We start from the raw sequence: 22,455 nt of genomic DNA, 5'->3' as shown, positions 1-22,455 counted from the left end.
GCACGGCGGTGGGCAGGGCACCGTCGCCCGCCTACCGCGATCGCCTACCGCGCCCCCGCGGACTGGTCTTGACCCACCTGGCGCGGGCCGCGGTCACGGCCTCGCCTACCGCGTCCCCGCGGACTGGTCAGTCTGGTCAGACTGGTCCGTCCCGGGCGAGCCGCTCGCGCGGCCGAGGTACAGGTACAGCACGAGGAAGGTGCCGGTGCAGACGAGGAGCGACAGCCGCGGGTCCTCGTCCGCGGCGAGGAGGAGGGCGCACCAGCCCCCCAGGATCCCCCCGAGGGCCCCGGCCGCCTGCGCCCAGGTGGTGGCGTCCAGGAACTGCTTCCCCTTGAGCAGCACCTGCCTCTCGCCCACGAAGGAGGTCCCCAGCGCCCAGCTCGCGGTCTGGACGAGCACGAGCATGAGGCAGCCAGCATAGAGGCCGCTCCGGGCGGGAAGCAGAAGCGCTGCCCCCAGGGAGGCCGCGGCGCTGGCGGCAGCCAGTACCCGGAGCGTCGTCGCGGTCCCCACGGCGGCCCTCAGCCTGCGGCCCAGCTGCGGCCCCAGGGCCGAGCCCAGGCCGGTACAGACCATGAGCCACAGGTAGAAGTCGTGGCCGTGCACGGTGCCGATGTAGATCAGGACGTAGGAGCCTGACAGCGCGGCGCAGAATGAACGCCCCAGGACGCTCAGTGGGGAGACCACCGGCCGTCTCAGGAGAAAGGCCAGCGCAGCCGTTGACGAGGCGAAGAGCTCCTCGTCCTGCGCGTCCTGCTCCACCTCACCGCCCAGGAGGACGGCCCTCTCCTCGGCACGGGCCCCGAGGTACCTCAGCGCGATGGCGATCAGGGACAGGACGAGGTTGGCAACCAGGACCAGTACGGGCGAGACGAACGTCAGGGCGACCCCTACGGGCACCGAGACCACGTTGTTGACGAGCGCGGAGACGGAGTAGAAGTGCGTGGTGAACCTGAACGACATCTCGGGGTCGAACTCCGCCATCTCGGCGCCGTATATCTCCTCGACGATATCGAGCACGAGCGGGAGCGGGGACGCGGCCACGAGGTAGGCGGCCAGCACGCCACCGATGGGGATCCCTAAGGAGAAGGCGGTCAGGGACCCCAGCAGGAGGACGACGTCGTACACCTCGCAGGCCACCAGGACACGTCCCGGCCTGAGCCCTCCCAGGAGGCGCACGGCCAGCGGGGAGATCATGTCCTCGACGTTCCCCAGGGTGGAGTAGAAGGCGACCCAGGCCGCCGGCAGGGAGGAGAGCACGACCAGCGCCGGAGAGGATCCTTCTGTCAGGGAGCTCCCTACCGCAGACAGGACCCAGCCAAGAAGCATGCTCATCCGGGACTGCCGCACCAGACGGGACAATGCGGCCTGCTGCCGCTTGTCATCGGTCATAATACCGTTCCCTTCCCTTACACCCAATGCAGGCTACCAGAACAGGTGTCAGCAGACGATACTGAAACATGAAGAAAATACCCGCCCCGCTGCCACTGGAGAACCCAGTCGTCGGGCTCGCGCTCAGCCTGACTGCCAGGAACGCCACAGGGAGGCGTAGTGCCCGCCTAGGGCCACCAGCTGGTCGTGGCTGCCCAGCTCGACGACCCGTCCGTCCATGACCACCGCCACTCGGTCGGCGTCGGTGGCGGTGCGCAGCCGGTGGGCGATCGCCACCACGGTCCGGCCCCGCAGGACGGCGTCCAGGACGTGCTCGGCCTCCTGGGCGCTGGCGGGGTCCATGAGGCTGGTGGCCTCGTCCAGGACCACCATGGCGGGGTCCATGAGCACGACCCGGGCCAGGGCCACCTGCTGGGCCTGGCCGGGGGTAAGGGTCAGGCCCCCGGAGCCCACGCCGGTGTCCAGCCCGTCTCCCAGCCCCGTCACCCACTCCAGGGCCCCGACGGCGTCCAGCGCCTGGCGAAGCTCGGCATCGGTGGCCCCGGGCCGCGCGAGCCGGAGGTTGTCGGCCAGGGAGGCGGCAAAGACGTGGTGCTCCTGGGTGACCAGGACCACCTGGCGGTGGAGGTCGGCCTCGCTCAGGGCGGTCAGCTCGGTACCCCCCACGCTCACCGAGCCCGAGGTGGGTGGGTGGATGCCCGCGAGCATGCGCCCCAGCGTGGACTTGCCCGCCCCGGAGGGGCCCACGACCGCCAGGCGCTCTCCGGGGACCAGGTCCAGGCTGACGTCGTGGAGCACCTCGTGTCCCGCCACGTAGGAGTAGCGCACATGACGCAGGCGCACGGCCTGCCCCACCGCCTGCCCCCCGGTCCCTACCGCCGGGGGCCGGTCCGGCTCCACCAGGTCCACCCCCACCACACGGGCCATGGCGGCGCCGGCGGACTGCACCAGGTCGAGCCAGAAGGTCGCCTGGCTCAGGGGCTCGCGCAACGAGAAGGCGTAGAGGGCCAGGGTGGTGACGGCCCCCAGGGTGGCCTGCCCCCGTCCCATGAGCCAGGCGCCCCAGGCCACCACGGCCACCACCGGGCTGAGCAGGACCGCGGTGACGGCGCCCATCATCCAGATCCGCAGCCACATGGTGTACCGCTCCACGGACCACACTTGGGTCAGGCGGCGGTCGAACACCCTGGCGCGCAGCCTGCCCAGGCCCAGAGCGTCCACGGTGACGGCCTGCTCGGCGGTCTCGGCCACGGTGGCCTCCACGACCGCCCACAGGGCGCCCTCGGCCCGGTAGGCGGGGACCGCCCGGGGCAGGTACCAGCGCAGGACGGGGACCAGGAGGAGGGCGGGCAGGAGAAGGGCCGGGCTGAGCAGCGGGGAGGTGAGCACCGCCGCCAGGAAGACGCTCAGGACCGTCAGCACGATGACGAGGATCTGGGACACGCCGCGTTGCACCAGGTACTGGAGGCGGCCCAGGTCGTGGGTGGTGCGCCCCAGCAGGTCGCCGGTGCCGGCGGCCTCCACGGCGGACAGGGGCAGGTGGATGACGGTGGACACCAGGTGCTCACGCAGGGAGGCGAAGACCCGCTCCCCCAGCACCCGCGCGCCGTACTCCCCCACCCCGGCGAGCAGGGCGTGGGCCAGTGCCAGGACGGCGAGCACCACGACCACCCGGGCGACGTCGGCACGCCCCGCCCCGGAGCGGACCATGTCCACCAGGGCGCCCAGGACCCGCGGCACCGCCACGGCCGCCAGGGCGGAGACCACCTGCACCACGGTCACCCAGATCAGGACCCTGCGGTGCTCCCGGGCGAGCTCACCGAAGCGGCGGCGTACCGCCGCGGAGCCGGCGACGGGCAGGCGGTAGCTCACGCCTCCTCCTCGCCGCCGGCGGGCGCCTGCGGGCCGGGGACGCCCCGGCCCTCCTCGCCGGTCCCCTCCTCGTCGTCCCCCTGGGAGCGGTGGACGAGGCGACGGTAGTCGGCCCGGCCGGCCACCAGCGCGCGGTGGGTCCCGCGGGCGGCCAGGCGCACCCGGCGGGGGCACCCGCCCGGCTCCCCGTCCCCGTCGGGCACCGCCTCCAGGAGCACCACCTCGTCGCAGTACCCCAGCACCAGCGGGGAGGTGGTGGCCACCACGGTGGTGCGCCCTGAGCGCCAGGAGGCCAGGGAGCGGGCCACCAGGTCCTCGGTGTGGGGGTCCAGGGCGCTGGTGGGCTCCACCAGCACCAGGACGGGCGCCTGGGTGGCCAGGGCCCGGGCCAGGGCCACGCGCTGGCGCTGCCCGCCGGAGAGGTTGCGCCCCCTCTCAGCCAGGGCGCCGTCCACCGATCCCAGGGAGTCCACGACGTCGTCGCACACGGCGGCCTCCAGGGCGGCACCGACCGCCGAGCGCTGAGCGGGGCTCAGGGGGGCACTGGCGACGGAGTCCTGGCCGTGCTGGTCCCGGCCCGCCTGCTCGGCCAGGAGGGCGGGGAGACCGGCCGGCTCGGCCGGCTGCGCGCTGGCGCCCAGGACCGCCTCGCCCAGGCTCCCGGCGAAGAGCTCGGCGTGGGAGGCGCTGACCACGACGGTGCGCCGCACTGTGTCCACCGGGACGCGCCGCAGGTCCACCCCGCCCAGGGTCACGGCGCCCGCGGCGTCGTCGCCGCGCCCCAGGCGCTCGGCGAGGTCGGCCGCCAGGGCGGGGTCGGGGCCCACCAGAGCGGTCAGGCACCCACCGGCCAGGGTCACCCCGGTGACCTGGTCGCACAGGTCCCCCAGCGGGTCGAGCACGGGCACCGGGTCGGCGAGGCGCGCGTCGGTCACCAGGGGCCTGACCGCCAGCAGGCGTCCCACCTTGCGGGCCCCCACCCAGGAGCGGGTGGCGATGACAATGAGGTCCACGGCCACGTTGAGGGGGTCCACCAGGTAGGTGGTGAACCCGTAGAAGGTGACGAGCTGGCCCACGCTCAGGCGCCCGGCGACGACCTGGAGGGCGCACGCCCCCACCACGACGGTGGTGAAGAGGGCGGGGAGACCGGCCCCCAGCCCCTCCAGGAGGGCCTGGGGGCCGGCCACCCGGATCCCGGCGTCGCGCACGGCCGCGGACTGGGCGGTGTAGCGGCGCGCGTAGACGTCCTCCCCGCCGATGCCCCGCAGGACGCGCAGGCCGGCGACGGCGTCGGTGGTAATGGTGGACAGCCTGCCCTGCTCCTCACGCTGAAGGGACCTGCGGGCGTGGATGGGCCTGCCGACCCAGGCCAGGAGCGCCAGGCAGGCCGGCAGGCCCAGGAGGACCAGCAGACCCAGTCGCAGGTCGGTACGCAGCATAATGACCGCCACCACGGTCACGGTGCCCAGCGCCGCGGCCAGGGTGACCAGGCGGTTGACCAGGGCGCCGACGTAGTCAGTGTCGTCGTTGACGGTAGTGACCACGTCCCCGGCCGGGATCTCGGCGGTGACGGCCCGCCCGCGCTCGCTGACCCGGTGCGCGGCCGCGCGCGCCGAGGCCATGTACCCGGCCCCCCAGGAGGCGATCTCGGCGGTCTGGACCGCGGCGGCGGCCAGGGTGTTGAGCAGGGCCAGCCCTACCAGGGCCGCCAGCGGGGCCGCCAGGTGGGCCCCCAGCCCCCGCTCCAGCCCGGCGTCCAGGAGGTGGCCCAGGGCCAGGGGGATGAGGGCCCCGCACAGGTAGCCCAGGCCGGTGGCCAGTGCCGTGGCCACCACGCTGCGCGCTGACATCCGCACGACGGCGCCCAGGAGCCGACCTGGGGCGGTGGGCAGCTCCGGGGGCGGCCCGAGGGGGACCGACAGCATGCGCGGCCAGCGTCGGGGGTGGCGTGCTACCAGGATCGACGCCGTCGGGCCCGGTCGTATCCCACCCGTCTCGCTGCTGTCCACGGGCGTCATGGTAGGTCGGTGTGCCGACACGCGCGGGTAACGACCGCCCCGAGGCCCGGGGCACGCCGGTGGGCGACCAGTTTCACCGCCAGCCGCACACGAAGTGGCTGACGATACCCTCATGCCTTACCCTGGTCCTGTGACCCGACACACGCAGACCCCCGACAGCAGTTCCTCCGAGCCCGCCGACCCCCAGACACCACCCGCCGACCCCCAGGCGCCACCGCAGCCCGCCCCGTTCTCCTTCGTCGGCCGGATCCCGGTCACCGAGGTCTTCCCGGTGGTGGAGGACGGCCGCTGGCCCGCCAAGGCGGTGGCCGGGGAGGTCATCCCCATCCGCGCCACCGTCTTCCGCGAGGGGCACGACCGCTTCGGCGCCACCGCGGTCCTGGTGCGCCCTGACGGCACCGACGGCCCCAGCGCCCGCATGTACGATATCGCCCTGGGCCTGGACCGCTACGAGGCCCGCCTGGCCGCCGACGAGCCGGGCTCCTGGTCCTTCCGGGTGGAGGGCTGGTCCGACCCCTACGCCACGTGGTCCCACGACGCGGGGATCAAGGTCCCCGCGGGCGTGGACGTCGAGCTCATGCTGGAGGAGGGCGCCCTGGTCATGGAGCGGGCCGCCGCCGTGCCCGGCCGCGCCCCCGAGGACGTCGAGACCCTGGTGTTGGCCGCCACCGTCCTGCGCGACCGCGACCGCGACCCCCGCGAGCGCCTGGCGGCGGGCCTGAGCGACGACGTCGCCGCCGTCCTGGACCGCCTGCCCCTGCGCGACCACGTCTCCCCCTCGGCGGCCTACCCGCTGCAGGTGGACCGCCCCCGGGCCCTGGCCGGCTCCTGGTACGAGATCTTCCCGCGCTCCCTGGGGGCCACCCACCAGGACGGGCAGTGGCACTCGGGCACGCTGCGCACCGCGGCGTCCCGCCTGGACCGCATTGCCGCCATGGGCTTCGACGTGCTCTACCTCACCCCTCTCTCCCCGATCGGCACCACCAACCGCAAGGGCCGCAACAACACCCTGAACGCCCTGCCCGGGGACCCGGGCTCCCCCTACGGCATCGGGTCGGCGGACGGCGGGCACGACGCCATTAACCCGGACCTGGGGACCTTCGAGGACTTTGACGCCCTGGTGGCCCGGGCCGGCGAGCTGGGCATGGAGGTGGCCCTGGACCTGGCCCTCCAGTGCTCCCCGGACCACCCGTGGGTGAGCGAGCACCCCGAGTGGTTCACGGTCCTGGCCGACGGCTCCATCGCCTACGCGGAGAACCCGCCCAAGAAGTACCAGGACATCTACCCCCTGAACTTCGACAACGACCCCGAGGGGATCTACCAGGCCATCCTGGGAGTGGTGCGCACCTGGATCGCCCACGGCGTGACGATCTTCCGGGTGGACAACCCCCACACCAAGCCCCTGCCCTTCTGGCAGCGCCTCATCCGCGAGGTGCGCTCCACCAACCCGGAGATCCTGTTCCTGGCGGAGGCCTTCACCCGCCCGGCCATGATGCGCACCCTGGGCAAGATCGGCTTCCACCAGTCCTACACCTACTTCGCCTGGCGCAACACCAAGCAGGAGCTCACCGACTACCTGGTCGAGCTCTCCCAGGACACCGCCCACGTGCTGCGCCCCGCGTTCTGGCCCACCACCCACGACATCCTCACTCCCTTCATGACCAACGGGAAGGTGCCGGCCTTCAAGCTGCGGGCCGTCCTGGCCGCGACCATGAGCCCCACCTGGGGCATCTACTCCGGCTACGAGCTGGCCGAGTCCACGCCGCGCCCGGGCTACGAGGAGCAGATCGACAACGAGAAGTACGAGTACAAGCCGCGCGACTTCGCCGCCGCCCGCACCAACGGCATTGAGATCCTGCTCACCCGCCTCAACGCCGCCCGCGCCGCCCACCCGGCCCTGCGCCAGCTGCGTGACGTGTGGTTCCACGGCACGAGCAACGACCAGCTCATCGCCTACTCCAAGCGGGTGGACGCGGCCTTCTCCCCCACCGGCAAGCAGGACGTGGTCCTGACGGTGGTGAACCTGGACCCGCACCAGGCCCAGGAGGGCGAGGTCTACCTCAACCTGGAGCAGCTGGGGCTGCCGCCGGGCACCGACGGCTCCCGCCCGGTCCTGCGCGTGACCGACGAGCTGACCGGTGCGGCCTACGAGTGGAGCGGGCAGAACTACGTGCGCCTGGATCCCTTCGAGGGGCGCGTCGCCCACGTCTTCCGGGTCGAGCCCCTGGTCGAGTCCCCGGCCGAGCCCCAGTGAGCGGGGCGGGGTCCGGCCCCGGGTCGGACCCCGCCCGGGCGGGCGCCGGTCGGAGCTCGGCGCCCGCCCCTCCAACCACCTATCCACTCCGACCGCCCTCTCCAATACGATCCGTCCGATACGACAAGGAGCAATAATGCCCCCCACCGATCCGACCGGGCCCTGGCCCGAGCAGCAGGTCCTGCTGACCCACCTGGCGGCGTGGATGAGCGAACGCCGCTGGTTCCCGCTCAAGGACGGGCAGCCGCCCGACGGCGCCGCGCTGCGCGTGGTGGCGGACTCGCGCCTCGCCCCCGGGGTGCGCGACCTGGTCGTGGCCGTGCCCCGCACCGACCACTCCCCGGTCCTCATGCACGTGCCCCTCGTCCTGGACTCCCCCGGGGCCCTGGAGCGCCTCACCGGCGCGGGCGAGGCGCCCGGCGCGGCCGGCTTCGCCCTGCCGGACGGGACGGCCCTCGTGGACGGCCCGCACCACCCCGCCTTCTGGCGGGCCTGGGCCCGGGACGTGGAACGGGCCGGGACCGTGCTGGACGCCGCCGGGGTGCGGGCCATCGCCCGGCGCGCCGAGCGGGTCCGGGTGCTGACGGGCGAGCAGTCCAACACCAGCGTGGTCCTGCCGGCCCCGGACGGCGGGGACGCCCCCGCCCGGTCCCGCCCCGACCAGGGGGCCGGTAGCCAGGACGCGGCCACGGAGGGCCTGATCATCAAGCTCTTCCGCGTCCTGGCGCCCGGGCGCAACCCCGACGTCGAGGTCTCCGTCGCCCTGGCCCGCGACGGCTGGGACCGTGTCCCGGCGCCCGTGGCCTGGTCCACCGTCCAGCTCGCCGGGACCCTTGAGCCCGGGGGCGCGGCGTCCGAGGACGCTGCGCCCAGGGACGCGGCGTCCGAGGCGGCGGACGGCGCCGTCGCCAGCGTCCTGGTGGACCAGGCCACTGACGGCTTCAACCTGTTCTGCTCCCTGGCGGGGAGCGACGACGGCCCAGGCTCCCCGGTGCGGGAGCGGGCCGTGGCGCTGGCCCGGGACCTGGGTGCCACCACCGCCCAGATGCACGCCCACCTGGCGTCGGCCCTGGGGACCTACGAGCCGGTCAGCCCGCGCGCCCTGGAGGCGGAGCTGCGCCGTCGGGCCCGGTGGGCCCTGGCCGAGGTCCCCTCCCTGGGCGCCGAGGTACCTGGCCTCCAGGCCGCTGTGGACGCCCTCTACGCCCGCCTGGGCTCCCTGGACCACCTGCCGGCCTCCACGCGGGTGCACGGCGACGACCACCTGGGGCAGGTGCTCTACTGCGAGCCTCAGGGGCGCTGGTACGTCCTGGACTTCGAGGGCGAGCCCCTGCGCCCCCTGGCCCAGCGCCGTGAGCCCGACCAGCCCCTGCGGGACGTGGCCGGGATGCTGCGCTCCTTCGACTACGCCGCGGCCGTCGGCAAGGCGCCCGACCCCACCTGGCTGCCCGCCGTGCGCGCCGCCTTCCTGGCGGGCTACCGGTCCTCCTCCGAAGGGCCCGGGGGCGAGGAGGGCGAGACCGTCCTGGCCGCCCTGGAGCTGGACAAGGCCCTGTACGAGGCGGTCTACGAGGCCCGCAACCGTCCGGACTGGTCCGCGATCCCCCGGCGGGGCCTGAAGGCCCTGACAGGAGCTGGCCTGCGAGGATAACCACCTTAAGATGATTTCCAGTACAAAGTCCCCCCAACCAGAGCCCACTCATGGGAGAGTGAGAACATGACAGACGTCACCAGCCCCGACCCCGCCCGCACCGCGCCGGCCCCCATCCACGTGGACCCCTGGGTTCTCGCGGACGTCGCCTACGCGCGCTACTACAACCCGCACGAGGTCCTCGGCGCCCACGTCGGCACCGACGGCATCACCATCCGCACCGTGCGCCACCTGGCCGACAACGTGACTGTCCTCACTACCGAGGGCAGCTACCCGGCCACCCACGAGCAGGACGGCATCTGGGTCGCGGTCCTGCCGGGCACCGAGATCCCGGACTACCGCCTGGCCGTGACCTACGGCGAGGACACCACCACGGTCGACGACCCCTACCGCTACCTGCCGACCCTGGGCGAGATGGACATCTACCTCATCTCCGAGGGCCGCCACGAGGACCTGTGGAACGTCCTGGGGGCGCACCTCAAGCGCTACCCGGGCCCCATGGGCGAGGTGGAGGGCACCGCCTTCGCCGTCTGGGCGCCCAACGCCCGGGCCGTGCGCGTGGTCGGGGACTTCAACTACTGGGACGGCACGGCCACCGCCATGCGCTCCCTGGGCTCCTCCGGGGTGTGGGAGCTGTTCGTCCCCGGCGTGGGGGTGGGGGCCCGCTACAAGTTCGAGATCTGCTTCCAGGACGGCAGCTGGCACCAGAAGGCCGACCCCATGGCGCGCGCCACGGAGGTCCCCCCGGCCACCGCCTCGGTGGTCACCGAGGCCACCCACAAGTGGGGCGACGAGGCCTGGATGGAGGCCCGCAAGCACCGTGACCCGCACTCGGGCCCCATGAGCATCTACGAGGTGCACGTGGGCTCCTGGCGCCAGGGCCTGGGCTACCGGGGCCTGGCCGAGGAGCTGGTGCCCTACATTAAAGAGACGGGCTTCACCCACGTGGAGTTCCTGCCGGTGGCCGAGCACCCCTTCGGGGGCTCCTGGGGCTACCAGGTCAGCGGCTACTACGCCCCCACCGCGCGGTTCGGCACGCCGGACGACTTCAGGTACCTGGTGGACCAGCTCCACCAGGCCGGCATCGGCGTCATCCTGGACTGGGTGCCCGCCCACTTCCCCAAGGACGAGTGGGCCCTGGCCCGCTTCGACGGCACGGCCCTGTACGAGGACCCCGACCCCCAGCGCGGGGAGCACCCCGACTGGGGTACCTACGTGTTCAACTTCGGACGCAACGAGGTGCGTAACTTCCTGGTGGCCAACGCCCTGTACTGGCTGGAGGAGTTCCACGCCGACGGCCTGCGCGTGGACGCCGTGGCCTCCATGCTCTACCTGGACTACTCGCGCCAGGAGGGCCAGTGGCACCCCAACCAGTACGGTGGCCGCGAGCACCTGGAGGCCATTAGCTTCCTCCAGGAGGCCACCGCCACCGCCTACCGGAAGAACCCCGGTATCGTCATGGCCGCCGAGGAGTCCACGGCCTGGCCCGGCGTCACCGCCCCCACCGAGTACGGTGGGCTGGGCTTCGGCCTGAAGTGGAACATGGGCTGGATGAACGACACCCTGCGCTACCTGGCCGAGGAGCCGATCAACCGGCGCTACCACCACGGGGAGCTGACGTTCTCCCTGGTCTACGCCTTCTCCGAGCAGTTCGTCCTGCCGCTGAGCCACGACGAGGTGGTCCACGGCAAGGGTTCCCTGCTGTCCAAGATGCCCGGCGACGCCTGGCAGGAGCTGGCGGGCCTGCGCGCCCTGTACGCCTACCAGTGGTCCCACCCCGGCAAGCAGCTGCTGTTCATGGGACAGGAGTTCGGCCAGGGCTCGGAGTGGAACTCCGACAACTCCCTGGACTGGTGGATCCTGGACGACCCGGGCCACCAGGGCCTGCTGCACCTGGTGAGCGACCTCAACGCCCTGTACAAGGACTCCCCCGCGCTGTGGGCGGACGACTTCTCCCACCGGGGGTTCGAGTGGATCGAGGCCGGCGACGGCGACCACAACGTCATCTCCTACCTGCGTAAGGGCACCGGTGCCGACGGCCACAACGACCTGCTGGTCTGCGTGGTGAACTTCGCCGGGACCCCGCACGAGGGCTACCGGGTGGGCCTGCCCTTCGCCGGTGGCTGGGACGAGATCCTCAACACCGACTCCGAGGAGTACGGCGGCTCCGGGGTGGGCAACCTCGGGCACGTGGAGGCCGAGGAGCTGCCGTGGAACGGCCGCCCGGCCTCGGTGCGCCTGCGGGTCCCCCCCATGGGCGCGGTCTTCCTGCGCCCGACCCGCGACTGAGGAGCCTCAGCAGCGGACCCACGCCGGGCTAATATCCCGGGTACCCGGGCCGTGAGACCTGGTACCTGGGCTGTGGTCCAGACCTGGCACCTGGGCTAATATCCCGGTACCCGGGCTGTGGTCGAGGGCCTGAGGGCCGTCCCGGCAGCCAAGGGGGTGCCCCCGCCACCGCGGCAGGGGCACCCCCTTTCCGCGAGAACGGTACTTATTGCTCGCGAGAACGGTACTTGTTCGTCGTGAGAACGGTACTTGTTCGTCGTGAGAACGGACGGCACCCGCGGTGCTACCAGGACGGTCCCGACCAGCACTGTCCAGAGGCCGTGCCGACAGCCCGCGGGGCCTTGCACGGTCTGCACGATCCCCGCACCCGCCTCGGGCCCGCACCGGCCTGTCCTCATGGCCCGCCCGGACCAGGACAGACCCCGGTGGGGTAAGGGCTAGCCTCGCTGAGAGCGGCCTGGCCCCTTACGGGAGCGGGGCCCAGTGAGAGCAGCCCGCAGCAGGTCGCGCGCCTACAGCCCGAGGCGACGGCGCAGGTCCTCAGGGAGGGCGGCCCTGGGGTCGGCCTCCTGGGCCGGGGTGCGCTCGGTGCTGGGCATAATCCCGTAGCCTCCGGCGGAGGCGCCGCCCCCCAGCCCGAAGGAGGCCCCCTGGGCAGGGGCCGGTGCGTCGTCGCCCCCGGCCGATCGCCTGCGTGCCGCCTCCTGGGCCTGGCGGGCGGCCTTGGCGGGGTTGCCGCTGCGTCCCTTCTTACCGCCCTTGCCCCGCTTGGCCTTGGGGGCCTGGCGGGCCCCGGCGCGCCTGCCGGCACCGGGCAGGGAGCCCATCCCGGGCATGCCCGCCCCCAGGCCCCCGCCGCCCGCGGCCATGGCCTCCATCATCTTCTTGGCGGCCACGAACCGCTCCACCAGGTTGTTGACGGCCTGCACGGTGGTCCCCGAGCCCTTGGCGATACGGCTGCGGCGCGAGCCGTTGAGAATGGACAGGTCGGCCCGCTCGGCGGGGGTCATTGAGCACACGATCGCCTCAATACGATCCACCTCGCGCTCGTCAAAGGCCTCCAGCGCCTCACGCATCTGACCCATGCCGGGCATCATGCCCAGGAGCTTCTTCATGGAGCCCAGCTTGCGGATCTGGCGCAGCTGGCTCAGGAAGTCGTCCAGGGTGAAGGTGCCCTGGGCGAGCTTGGCGGCGGCGTCCTCGGCCTCCTTCTGGTTCATGGTCCGCTCGGCCTGCTCAATGAGGGTCAGCAGGTCCCCCATGTCCAGGATGCGGCTGGCCATGCGGTCGGGGTGGAAACGCTCGAAGTCACCCAGGCCCTCGCCGGTGGAGGAGAACAGGACCGGGGCGCCGGTGACCCCGCGCACCGACAGGGCCGCACCGCCCCGGGCGTCGCCGTCGAGCTTGGAGAGGACCACGCCGGTGAAGCCCACGCCGTCGCGGAAGGCCACCGAGGTGTTGACGGCGTCCTGGCCGACCATGGCGTCCAGGACGAAAAGGATCTCGTGGGGGGACACGGCGTCGCGGATGCGGACGGCCTGGTCCATCATCTCGGCGTCCACGCCCAGGCGCCCGGCGGTGTCCACCACGACCACGTCGTAGCCGCTGGCCCGGGCGTGCTCGACGCCGGAGCGGGCCACGGCGACCGGGTCGCCCACGCCGTTGCCGGGCTCGGGCGCCCACACCTGCACCCCGGCGCGCCCGGCCACCACGCTCAGCTGGGTGACGGCGTTGGGACGCTGGAGGTCGGAGGCCACCAGCAGGACGCGCTTGCCCTGGTCGCGCAGCCAGCGCCCCAGCTTGCCGGCCAGGGTGGTCTTGCCGGCACCCTGGAGGCCGGCGAGCATAATGACGGTGGGGCCGTGGGGGGCCCAGTTGATCTCGCGGGAGTCCCCGCCCAGGACCTCGACGAGCTCGTCGTTGACGATCTTCACGACCTGCTGGGCCGGGTTGAGGGCCTGGGAGCGGGCCACGTCCTTGGCCTTCTCGCGCACGGCCGCGGTGAAGGAGCGCACCACCGGCAGGGCGACGTCGGCCTCCAGCAGGGCGCGGCGGATCTCGGTGACGGTGGCGTCAATGTCCGCCTCCGTGAGCCTGCCCTTGCCACGCAGGGAGTTGAAGGAGGCGGTGAGCCGATCGGAGAGGTTGCCGAACACGTGAGGTCCTCGTGGTGCTGGTAGGTGGTCCCACACACCGCGGGGGCGCGCGGGCGCGGCGGAGGGCCGCAGGTTCTGGCCCCAGGATAGCGGGACTGCCCGGTCTGCCGGATACCGGTTTCTGCCGACCCGGCCCGGTCTGCCGGATCCCTGCCCGGCTGGCCCGCGCCGGCCCCGCTCCCCCGCTCCCACCCGCCAACCTGCTCCCACCTGCCTGGCAGGCCCTCGCCGCCCTGGCCGGCCCACGCCAGCCCGCTCCCCCGCTCCCACCCGCCTGGCCCCTGACGTTTGTCATGGTCAGGTAGTGACCGATGGGCTAGGGACGGCGGCCCGACCCGCGCCAGGCTCCGACCATGAGCACGACGACACCGTGGTCCGCCCCGACGGACCCGGACCAGGCCAGACTCCCGGACGCCGTCCACCTGAGCGGCGTCCACCGGTCCTTCGGCGCCCTTGAGGCCGTGGCCGGCATCGACCTGCGAATCCGTCCCGGCGAGGTGCTGGCCCTCCTGGGACCCAACGGAGCAGGCAAGACCACCACCGTTGACATGATCCTGGGACTGGGACGTCCCACCAGCGGCCAGGTGCGCGTCTTCGGGATGACGCCGCGCCAGGCCGTGGACCGCGGCCTGGTCTCCGCCGTCATGCAGGCCGGCGGGCTCCTGCCCGACATCACCGTGCGCGAGACGGTGACCCTGGTCACGAGCTTCTTCCCCCGGCACGCCGACGTCGAGGAGGTCATGCGTCGCGCCGGCGTGCAGGACATTGCCTCACGGACAGTCAGCAGGTGCTCGGGCGGGCAGCAGCAGCGGCTGCGCTTCGCCATGGCGCTGGCGGGCGACCCGGCGCTGCTGGTCCTGGACGAGCCCACCACCGGGATGGACGTCGAGGGCCGCCGCAGCTTCTGGGAGGCCGTCCACGCCGACGCCGAGAACGGGCGAACAGTGATCTTCGCCACACACTATTTGGAGGAGGCCGACGCCTTCGCCGACCGCATCGTCCTGGTCAGCCACGGGCGGGTCGTGGCCGACGGCACCACCGCGCAGGTCCGCGCCTCGGTGAGCGGCAGGACCCTGCGGGCCACCCTGACCGCCGGTACCGACCGGGTGCGTCGCGCGCTGGCGGGCACGGACGCCCACGACGTGGAGATCCTGGGTGACAGCCTCACCCTCGCCTCCCAGGACACCGACGCCGTCGCCGCGGTCCTGCTGAGCGGACGCCTCGCCAGGGACCTGGAGATCACCAGCCGGGGCCTGGAGGACGCCTTTATCGCCCTGACCGGCGACGACGCCGCCTCACCGGCCCCGCTATCCCGCCTACAGCCCACCCGGCCCGCCTGAGGAGCACCACCATGAGCAGCACGAGCAACATCCCCCGCACCCCCCGTACCGTCGTCCTGCCCACCAGCACGGGCTCCCCCGACCGGGTGGCCCGCCACCTGGACGTCACCTCCCGCAGGACGCCACGCCTCGGCGGTCTGAACCTGACCCTCCTGGGCCTGGAGATCCGCAGGCGCCTGCGCAACCGACGGGCCATGATCTTCTCCCTGGCCATGCCGGTCGTCTTCCTCCTCATGTTCACCACCTCCCAGGACGGCACCCAGGCCTACGGGAGCGGCAACGTGGCGTCCTACCTCACGATCGGCATGGCCCTGTTCGGGGCCCTCATGACCACCACGGGCGCCGGGGCGGCGGTGAGCACCGAGCGGGCCAGCGGGTGGAGCCGCCAGCTGCGCCTGACGCCCCTGCGCCCCGTGTGCTACGTCCTGACCAAGGCCGCGGTGGGCATGCTCGTCAGCATGGTCGTGATCGCGGGCGTCTACGCCGTCGGGGCCCTGCGCCACGCCCGGATGCCGGCCGGGGCCTGGGCCGCCTCGGCGCTCATTGTGTGGGTCGGGTCACTGGTCTTCGTGGCCTTCGGCCTGTTCGTGGGCTACGTCCTGTCCTCGGACAACGCCACGCAGCTCGTGGGCGGGCTCATGGCCCTGCTCGCCTTCCTCGGCGGCATGTTCGTCCCCCTGACCCCGGGCTCGCTCCTGGACCGCGTCGGCAGCCTCACCCCCGTGTACGGGCTGCACAGGCTGGCCCTGTGGCCCCTGGGGGCGGAGGGCTTCTCCTGGTGGTGGGTGGTCAACGCCGTCGCCTGGCTGGCCGTCTTCCTGGGCGGGGCCGCGTGGCGTATGAGCCGTGACACCGGCCGGGTATGACCTACGATCCGCTCATGACCACCCTACCCAGGCACGACGGCGCCCCGATACGCCTCCACCTGGTCCTGAGGTGGGCCTGGGCGGTGGTGTGGGTGGTCGTCACCGTGCCCGTGGTGCGCACCGGGCTCGCCCAGGGCAGGCTCGGCGTGGTGGGGGCCGGGTGCGCCGTGGCGGCCTGCGCGGGCCTGACCACCGCCTGGTTCCGCAGCTTCGACCTGGTCGCCCGCGGCAGGCACCTGCCTGACCGCCTCGGCGCCTGGGCGCTGGCCGCAGGCACGTCCGCCACCGCCGGGACCGTGGCACTGCTCGGCGCCTCCGGGGTCCAGATGGTGGTCCTCCTGGTGGTGACCGCCGCCTTCGCCCTGCCCTGGCAGGCGTCCACGCCGGTGACCGTGGCCCTGTGCGCGCTCCTCCTCCTGGCCGCACGCACCTGCCCGTCCTGGAGGGAGGCGGGCGAGGCGGCCCTGCCCACGCTCGGCGGGGGCACCGCCTGCGTACTCGCACGACGCAATATGGAGCAGAGGCGGGAGACCCGCCTGCTGGAGCGGCGCAACCACGAGCTGGGGATCAATGAGGAGCGCAACCGCATGGCCCGTGACCTGCACGACGTCCTGGGGCACTCCCTGACCGTCATCGCCCTCAAGAGCGAGCTCGCCGGCAGGCTGGTGGAGGCCGCCCCCGCCCAGGCCAGGCAGGAGATCGACGACGTCCAGTCCCTGGCGCGCACCGCGCTGGCCGACGTGCGCGCCACCGTCAACAACTACCGGGAGCTGAGCCTGGCCGGTGAGCTGGCCCGCGCCGCCACCACCCTCGACGCCGCTGGCGTGCGCGCCCACCTCCCGGTCACCACTGACGTCGTCAGCCCCGAGCTGCAGGAGCTCTTCGCCTGGGGGGTGCGCGAGGGGGTCACCAACGTGGTGCGCCACGCCCACGCCACCCGCTGCCGGGTGAGCCTGGCCGCCGACGCCATTGAGGTGGTCGACGACGGCGTGGGGCCGGGCGGGCCCACGGACGGCCACGGCCTGGAGGGCCTGCGCCACCGCTGCGAGACCAATGACGCCGAGCTGGCCGTGGGCCCCGGGCCGGGCGGCACGGGGACGCTCCTGCGGGTCACCGCCCACCGCCGGCCCGCCCTGCCCGCCACCCCACCGGGCGACGCCGCGAGGGAGGCCCCGTGATCCGTGTCGTGCTGGCCGACGACCAGGCCATGGTCCGAGGGGCCCTCGCCGCGCTCCTGGCCCTGGAGCGGGACATTGAGGTCGTGGCGCAGGTGGGCTCCGGCGACGACGTTCTGCCCGCCGCCCTGGAGCACCGGCCCGACGTGGTCCTCATGGACGTCGACATGCCCGGGACCGACGGGCTGAGCGCCACCGCCCAGCTGCTCAGACGGCTGCCCGGGATCCGGGTCCTCGTTGTCACCACCTTCGGCCGCCCCGGCTTCCTGCGCCGCGCCATCCAGTCCGGCGCCCACGGCTTCGTGGTCAAGGACGCCCCGGCCTCCGAGCTGGCCGAGTCGGTGCGGCGGGTGCACGCCGGGTTGCGCGTCATTGACCCCGCCCTGGCCGCGGACTCCCTGGTCCTGGGCGACTCCCCCCTGACGGCCCGGGAGACCGAGGTGCTGCAGGCGGCCGCCGACGGCGCCACGGTCGCCGAGGTGGCGCGCCGGGTCCACCTGACCGAGGGCACCACCCGCAACCACCTCTCACAGGCCATGGCCAAGACCGGGGCTCCGACCCGCGCGGCCGCGGTCCACATTGCCGCCGAACGGGGCTGGATCCTCACCTAGGCCCGGGACGCCCGCGACCGTCCGAACCCGCTAATCCGGCCTGGATACCGGGCCAGGACCGGCCTAGTGGGCAGGCCCTACCTGCCAGGCCCTGCTCCACCGGCCGGCCCCGCTGGCTCACCGCCTGGTGCCGCTGGCTCCCGGCAGCGAGTACCACGGGCTCGGCGCGGAAGCCGCCGCCTGGCGCGCCACTCACCGCCTGGCGCGCCGCCGCTCACCGGCTGGTCCCACTGGCGCTGTTCAGCCGTCGCTGGCCGTGTTGACCAGGGTGACGCTGCCCGAGCCGACGGAGACGTCCAGCCGCCCCGCAGCCCCCTGGGCGTCGTCGGCCAGACGGTTGTCCAGCTCCCCGGAGCCCACGTCCTGGGTGAGCGCGTAGTGGCCGGTGGGCAGGCTGAGCCTGGCCTCGCCCGAGCCGACGTCGACGCGCAGCGTCCCGGGAACCTGCGTGAACCAGGCGTACAGCTCCCCGGAGCCCACCCTCACGCTGGCCCGGTCGGCGCCGTCGATGTCCATGCCGACGCTCCCGGAGCCCACGTCGGCGGCCACGGAGTCCGCCAGACCGCTCAGGTTGAGGGTCCCTGAGCCTACGTCGGCGGTTACGTCCTTGAAGCCGGCGCTGACACGCAGGTTCCCGGAGCCAATGCGCAGGGCCGCGTCGAGGGACTGGTGGCACAACGACTCCGGGACGGTCAGGGTGACCTTCTCCGCACCGCCGCCCAGCCACCCGACGCTGAACAGGCCGCCGGAGTCGCGCCAGACCCTCAGCACGCTCCCCTGGCGCTCCATCACCGCATCCTACGGGCCAAGCGCCCCTACGAGCAGGGAGGACCTGGCGCTCGCGGTCGCTCAGGCCAGGAGGGCGTCCACGAACCCCTCGGGGTCGAAGGGGGCCAGGTCGTCGGCCCCCTCGCCGAGCCCGACGAGCTTGACCGGCACGCCCAGCTCCTTCTGGACGGTGACCACAATGCCGCCCTTGGCGGTACCGTCCATCTTGGTCAGCACAATGCCGGTAATGCCCACGGCCTGGGAGAACACCTGCGCCTGGCGCATGCCGTTCTGGCCGGTGGTGGCGTCCAGGACCAGGAGGACCTCGCCCACGGGCGCGACCTTGCCCATGACCCGCTTGATCTTGCCCAGCTCGTCCATGAGGCCGGCCTTGTTCTGCAGGCGCCCGGCGGTGTCCACGAGCACCACGTCCACGTCCTCGGCTGCGGCGGCGCGCACGGCGTCGTAGGCCACGGAGGCGGGGTCAGCGCCCTCACGCTCGGAGCGCACCACGGTGACGCCCACGCGCTGGCCCCAGGTGGTCAGCTGGTCGGCGGCGGCGGCCCGGAAGGTGTCGGCGGCGCCCATGATCACGGTCTTGTCCTGGGCCACCAGGACCCGGGCGAGCTTGCCGCAGGTGGTGGTCTTGCCGGTGCCGTTGACCCCCACCATGAGCACAGCGGCGGCGGGACGGCCCGCGGCGGGGTCGGCGCCGTCGGCGGGCTCGGGGCGGACCAGGTTGAGGGAGCGGTCCATGGTGGGGTCCACCAGGCGCACGAGCTCGTCGCGCAGGACGGCGCGGATGGCGGCTGGGTCGGAGGTGGCCAGGACCTTGGCCTGGGTGCGCAGGTCGTCCATGAGGCCGGTGGTCACCTCGATCCCCAGGTCGGAGGTCAGGAGGGTGTCCTCGATCTCCTCCCAGTCGGCCTCGGTGAGGTCGCCGCGCGACAGGACCGCCAGGACGGCCCGCCCGAACCCGCCGGATCCGGCCAGGCGCGCGCGCAGGCGCTGCATGCGCCCGGGGATGGACTCGGGGTGCTCCAGGGTCCCGACGGGTTCCTGGGTCGGCGCGGCGGGCTCGGACGGCTCACCGGCGTCAGGCTCCCGGTCGGCGGGCAGGACGTCCTGGGCGCTGGTAGGTGTGTGGGCGGTGACCTCGGGCGGAAGCTGTCCGCCCGAACGGTGCCCCGCGTAGTACCACAGGCCACCGACGACGGCGAGGACAGCCAGGACGGCGAGAACGATGAGGATGGGGTCCATGGCCTCATCATGCCCGATACCGGCGGGGTGTGTCCGGGGTCATCCGTCCCGATCGCCTGCCCACCCCCTCCTCCGCGAGAACGGTACTTATTGCTCGCGAGAACGGTACTTGTTCGTCGTGAGAACGGTACTTATTGCTCGTGAGAACGGGGGTGCGCACAGCTGGTTCTCAGGATCACCCTGACCCATGTGGGATCTGGCGGCAGGCTGCGACCCCTGGTAGCCCAGAAGGTCGTCCCGCCCCGCACGGGCTCTGGTATAAGAGGGCTGCGGCCTGACCGGGCCGACGTCGTCAGGACCGGTCGCGGTCCCGGCTCCCGGTCAGCGTCCGGCCAGGATGTCCTCCAGCCGGGCGTCCTGGGGGACGATGGTGACAGGCTCGGGCCTTTCCGTGACCTCGGCCACCAGCTCGTGCAGGTACCCGCGCCAGGTGTGCGGGGGGAAGCGCTCGGAGACGATCAGGGCCAGGATGAACAGGGCGGAGAACAGGACGACCAGGAGAGGCACGATCATTGTCACGCCCCCATTGTGGACCCCGCCCCTCCCCTGGTTTCAAGAGGTTGTGGCCGAGTGTCCAGCACGTGCTCGGCGATCTATGGCACACGTTTGACACAATCCGCTCTGACCTGCGTAAACGCCGTCCGGTGCGGCCTTGCGGAAGCGCGCTCAGGCTCAGTCCGCACGAGTTATGTCACGCAAATCACAAGAACCACTCGGGAAACACGAGTCACAGGCGCACCGCCTGCCGACGAGGACTCCGACGACAGCCGCCCATGCGGCAACCAGTGCCCCACCATGACGTAGGCCACCTGCGACTGGCAGCCCGATGCCGTCCGGAGCGTATTGAGGTTGCCCGGACCGTATCGATGCTGCCCCCAGCAGAACACCCCGGGCAGGAAGAGTGCGCCAATAGCCCCAACCCGGCCCGGCCGCATGCCCCTTCTGCGCCTCGCACCCTCTCGTGAGAACGGTACTTATTGCCCGTGAGAACGGTACTTATTGTGTGCGGGGGTGGCGCGTCATGCTGGGGGTCCAGCTCGGCGCCTGTCTCGAGCGGTGTTTGGTGCGCGTGGTGGTGTGTGTTGGGTTTTAGTGTCCTTGTTTGTGTTCTGCGTGGTCGGTGAGGTGTGTTGTGGTGTCTACTAGGTTGAAGGTGTCAGACTGTTGGGTGGTTGTGACGGTGCCTTGGACGTCGTGCCAGGTTCCGTCCTGGGGGCGGTAGCGGGCGGTCCAGGTGGTGGTCAGGGTGAGGTGGACGCCGGTCTGGGAGTGGTGGTAGCGGTGGGTCAGGGTCTGGTGGGGCCAGGGGGCGCCGGGGCTGGTGGTGGTCGTGGTGGTGGCGTCGCCCCAGTCCCAGTGGTAGGAGGTGGGGGTGGCCTCCACCTCCACGGCCACCCCGGCCACGGTGGTGGACAGGGAGCGGGTGGAGGGGTCGGTGTAGGCGATGAGGTCCATGTCCACCCGGGCCGTGGTACCCGGTGGCTGACGGGCGATGCCCGACCCGTCCACCATCAGGGAGGCCACGTCCCTGGCCGAGACCACCACCGGCACCACTGCCGGCGCGGGCTCCTCGGGCTCCTCGGGCTCGTAGGGCCTGCAGAACAGGTGGTTGGGGTCCGGGGCGTAGGCCACGCACACCAGCGGGGTCTTGCCCGGCTTCGACACCGAGAACGACACCACCACACCAGACGACCCACCAGACGAACCCGACCCCGACCCACCAGACGAACCCGCACCCGAGGAGCCCGCAGCCGGATCCAGACGCTCATACTGATCACCAATAACCGTAATGGTACTCCCACCTGACGATCCGGTGGCACTGAAGTCCAGAGAGGACTCGTCTGCCTCGGCGGTAGGGGTGCATGTGATAACCAGGGAGGCGGCTAGTACCACCTCGAGGTGAGTCAAAGGCTTCCTTTTCATGACCCTACTACCTCCGCGTCTCCTACGGTCCATGTGCCGTCGTGGTAGCGAATCGCTACGCGCATGAGGACGGTCTCGGCCGGGGAGTTCTTTCCGTCCGAGCCGTCCCCGTGGTGGGTCGAGATGTCCCCGCTGCGCAGGGTGACGTCTACCTGGTGGTATTCGTATCCGGGGTTGAGGGGGTAGGCCTCGACCTTCTCGGCGGTCTGCTCCCAGGGGTCGGCCCAGCCCCCCTCCTGGTGCAGCCTGGTGGCCCTGTCGATAATGTTGTTGCAGAACTTGCACTGCTGCTCGCTCATGGCCTCGAAGTCCTTGGTGTCACCAGTGACCGCCGCGTACCGGTAGAGCCGGAGGAAGTACACGGCCGCGGCCGCTGCCGCCTCCAGACTGTCCTCACCCAGGTTCTCGGGCCGCTCCGGTGGTGGCGTGGCCAGGGCCGCCTCGCGCCTGGCCGCCAGGTCCGGCCCCAGGGCCGCGTCACGACTGGCCCGCGCACTGGCCGACGCAGAGGCCGCAGCCGCCATCGCACTGGCACCCACCTCATAGGGATCCACACTCGGCGACGCCCCCGCACCAGCCCCGCCAGAGCACCCCACCAGGCCACCGGACCCCACCATGACCACCACCAGGACAGGCGTCGTCCACGACCGGACCCGCACCATCACGACCCCCTCACACGCTCGGGAACACGAGGGGCGGGCCCGGCGGCACCAGCGCCACCACGACCAACCCCACCGCCAACCAGACGACACACACCACCATAACACCACCACCCAACCCACGCACACACACCACAACCACCACACACCAGAACCCCAGACACCCCCACACCCACACCCCCCAAACCAGGACCCACGTCCCACACCCCACCCGACCC

Annotated in this window: 16 protein-coding genes; 7 read left to right on the top strand and 9 right to left on the bottom strand. The window is 72.4% G+C overall.

Annotation, left to right across the window (positions count from 1 at the left end; genetic code table 11):
• Positions 1 to 105 precede the first annotated feature (105 nt).
• From C3V41_RS12430 to C3V41_RS12420, 3 genes are all read right to left on the bottom strand, one after another.
• Entirely contained in the window at positions 106 to 1,395 is a 1,290-nt protein-coding gene (locus tag C3V41_RS12430) for an MFS transporter (RefSeq protein ID WP_129591619.1), read from the bottom strand.
• Between the two features lie 123 nt (positions 1,396 to 1,518).
• Positions 1,519 to 3,267 (bottom strand): ABC transporter ATP-binding protein, encoded by a 1,749-nt coding sequence (locus C3V41_RS12425; RefSeq protein ID WP_106110513.1) that lies wholly within the window; start codon positions 3,265 to 3,267, stop codon positions 1,519 to 1,521.
• Positions 3,264 to 5,276: an ABC transporter transmembrane domain-containing protein gene (locus C3V41_RS12420; RefSeq protein WP_165271650.1), complete on the bottom strand. Its 2,013-nt coding sequence runs from the start codon at positions 5,274 to 5,276 to the stop codon at positions 3,264 to 3,266. Before C3V41_RS12420 ends, C3V41_RS12425 begins: the two co-directional genes overlap by 4 nt.
• Before the next feature lie 121 nt (positions 5,277 to 5,397).
• Between C3V41_RS12420 and C3V41_RS12415 the strand changes: the two genes are divergently transcribed.
• From C3V41_RS12415 to glgB, 3 genes are all read left to right on the top strand, one after another.
• Positions 5,398 to 7,539: an alpha-1,4-glucan--maltose-1-phosphate maltosyltransferase gene (locus C3V41_RS12415; RefSeq protein WP_106110511.1), complete on the top strand. Its 2,142-nt coding sequence runs from the start codon at positions 5,398 to 5,400 to the stop codon at positions 7,537 to 7,539.
• Positions 7,540 to 7,675: 136 nt separating this feature from the next.
• The gene (locus C3V41_RS12410; RefSeq protein WP_106110510.1) at positions 7,676 to 9,190 is read left to right on the top strand and encodes a 1,4-alpha-glucan branching protein; all 1,515 of its coding nucleotides are present in this window, start codon (positions 7,676 to 7,678) and stop codon (positions 9,188 to 9,190) included.
• Positions 9,191 to 9,256: 66 nt separating this feature from the next.
• A complete protein-coding gene (glgB, locus tag C3V41_RS12405) occupies positions 9,257 to 11,479 on the top strand; it encodes a 1,4-alpha-glucan branching protein GlgB (protein ID WP_106110509.1) in 2,223 nt (740 codons plus the stop codon).
• Between the two features lie 512 nt (positions 11,480 to 11,991).
• Here glgB and ffh read toward each other — a convergent pair.
• Positions 11,992 to 13,635 (bottom strand): signal recognition particle protein, encoded by a 1,644-nt coding sequence (gene ffh / locus C3V41_RS12400; protein WP_106110508.1) that lies wholly within the window; start codon positions 13,633 to 13,635, stop codon positions 11,992 to 11,994.
• 353 nt (positions 13,636 to 13,988) lie between these two features.
• Between ffh and C3V41_RS12395 the strand changes: the two genes are divergently transcribed.
• The 4 genes from C3V41_RS12395 (at position 13,989) to C3V41_RS12380 (ending at position 17,627) form a co-directional block, all read left to right on the top strand.
• Positions 13,989 to 14,975, top strand: coding sequence for an ABC transporter ATP-binding protein (locus tag C3V41_RS12395; protein WP_106110507.1), 987 nt, complete (start codon positions 13,989 to 13,991; stop codon positions 14,973 to 14,975).
• Positions 14,976 to 15,112: 137 nt separating this feature from the next.
• Complete coding sequence (locus C3V41_RS12390) at positions 15,113 to 15,841, top strand: ABC transporter permease (RefSeq protein WP_441299729.1); 729 nt, start codon at positions 15,113 to 15,115, stop codon at positions 15,839 to 15,841.
• Positions 15,842 to 15,855: 14 nt separating this feature from the next.
• Positions 15,856 to 17,019 (top strand): sensor histidine kinase, encoded by a 1,164-nt coding sequence (locus tag C3V41_RS12385; protein ID WP_106110858.1) that lies wholly within the window; start codon positions 15,856 to 15,858, stop codon positions 17,017 to 17,019.
• Positions 17,016 to 17,627: a response regulator transcription factor gene (locus C3V41_RS12380; RefSeq protein ID WP_106110505.1), complete on the top strand. Its 612-nt coding sequence runs from the start codon at positions 17,016 to 17,018 to the stop codon at positions 17,625 to 17,627. Before C3V41_RS12385 ends, C3V41_RS12380 begins: the two co-directional genes overlap by 4 nt.
• Before the next feature lie 240 nt (positions 17,628 to 17,867).
• Here C3V41_RS12380 and C3V41_RS12375 read toward each other — a convergent pair whose 3' ends face one another.
• The 5 genes from C3V41_RS12375 to C3V41_RS12355 form a co-directional block, all read right to left on the bottom strand.
• A complete protein-coding gene (locus C3V41_RS12375; protein WP_106110504.1) occupies positions 17,868 to 18,416 on the bottom strand; it encodes a DUF4097 family beta strand repeat-containing protein in 549 nt (182 codons plus the stop codon).
• A 60-nt stretch (positions 18,417 to 18,476) separates the two neighbouring features.
• Entirely contained in the window at positions 18,477 to 19,655 is a 1,179-nt protein-coding gene (gene ftsY, locus C3V41_RS12370) for a signal recognition particle-docking protein FtsY (protein ID WP_106110503.1), read from the bottom strand.
• Between the two features lie 321 nt (positions 19,656 to 19,976).
• On the bottom strand, positions 19,977 to 20,174 hold the full coding sequence (locus tag C3V41_RS12365) for a hypothetical protein (RefSeq protein WP_129591618.1): 198 nt from the start codon (positions 20,172 to 20,174) through the stop codon (positions 19,977 to 19,979).
• 570 nt (positions 20,175 to 20,744) lie between these two features.
• Complete coding sequence (locus C3V41_RS12975; RefSeq protein WP_217350942.1) at positions 20,745 to 21,332, bottom strand: zinc transporter; 588 nt, start codon at positions 21,330 to 21,332, stop codon at positions 20,745 to 20,747.
• 242 nt (positions 21,333 to 21,574) lie between these two features.
• On the bottom strand, positions 21,575 to 22,240 hold the full coding sequence (locus C3V41_RS12355) for a DUF6318 family protein (protein WP_165271649.1): 666 nt from the start codon (positions 22,238 to 22,240) through the stop codon (positions 21,575 to 21,577).
• Positions 22,241 to 22,455 lie beyond the last annotated feature (215 nt).

Source organism: Actinomyces sp. oral taxon 897 (genome assembly GCF_002999235.1).
In the GTDB taxonomy this organism is placed as follows: domain Bacteria; phylum Actinomycetota; class Actinomycetes; order Actinomycetales; family Actinomycetaceae; genus Actinomyces.
The sequence above is the reverse complement of the archived record's forward strand: the minus strand, read 5'-3'. Positions and strand labels throughout refer to the sequence as shown.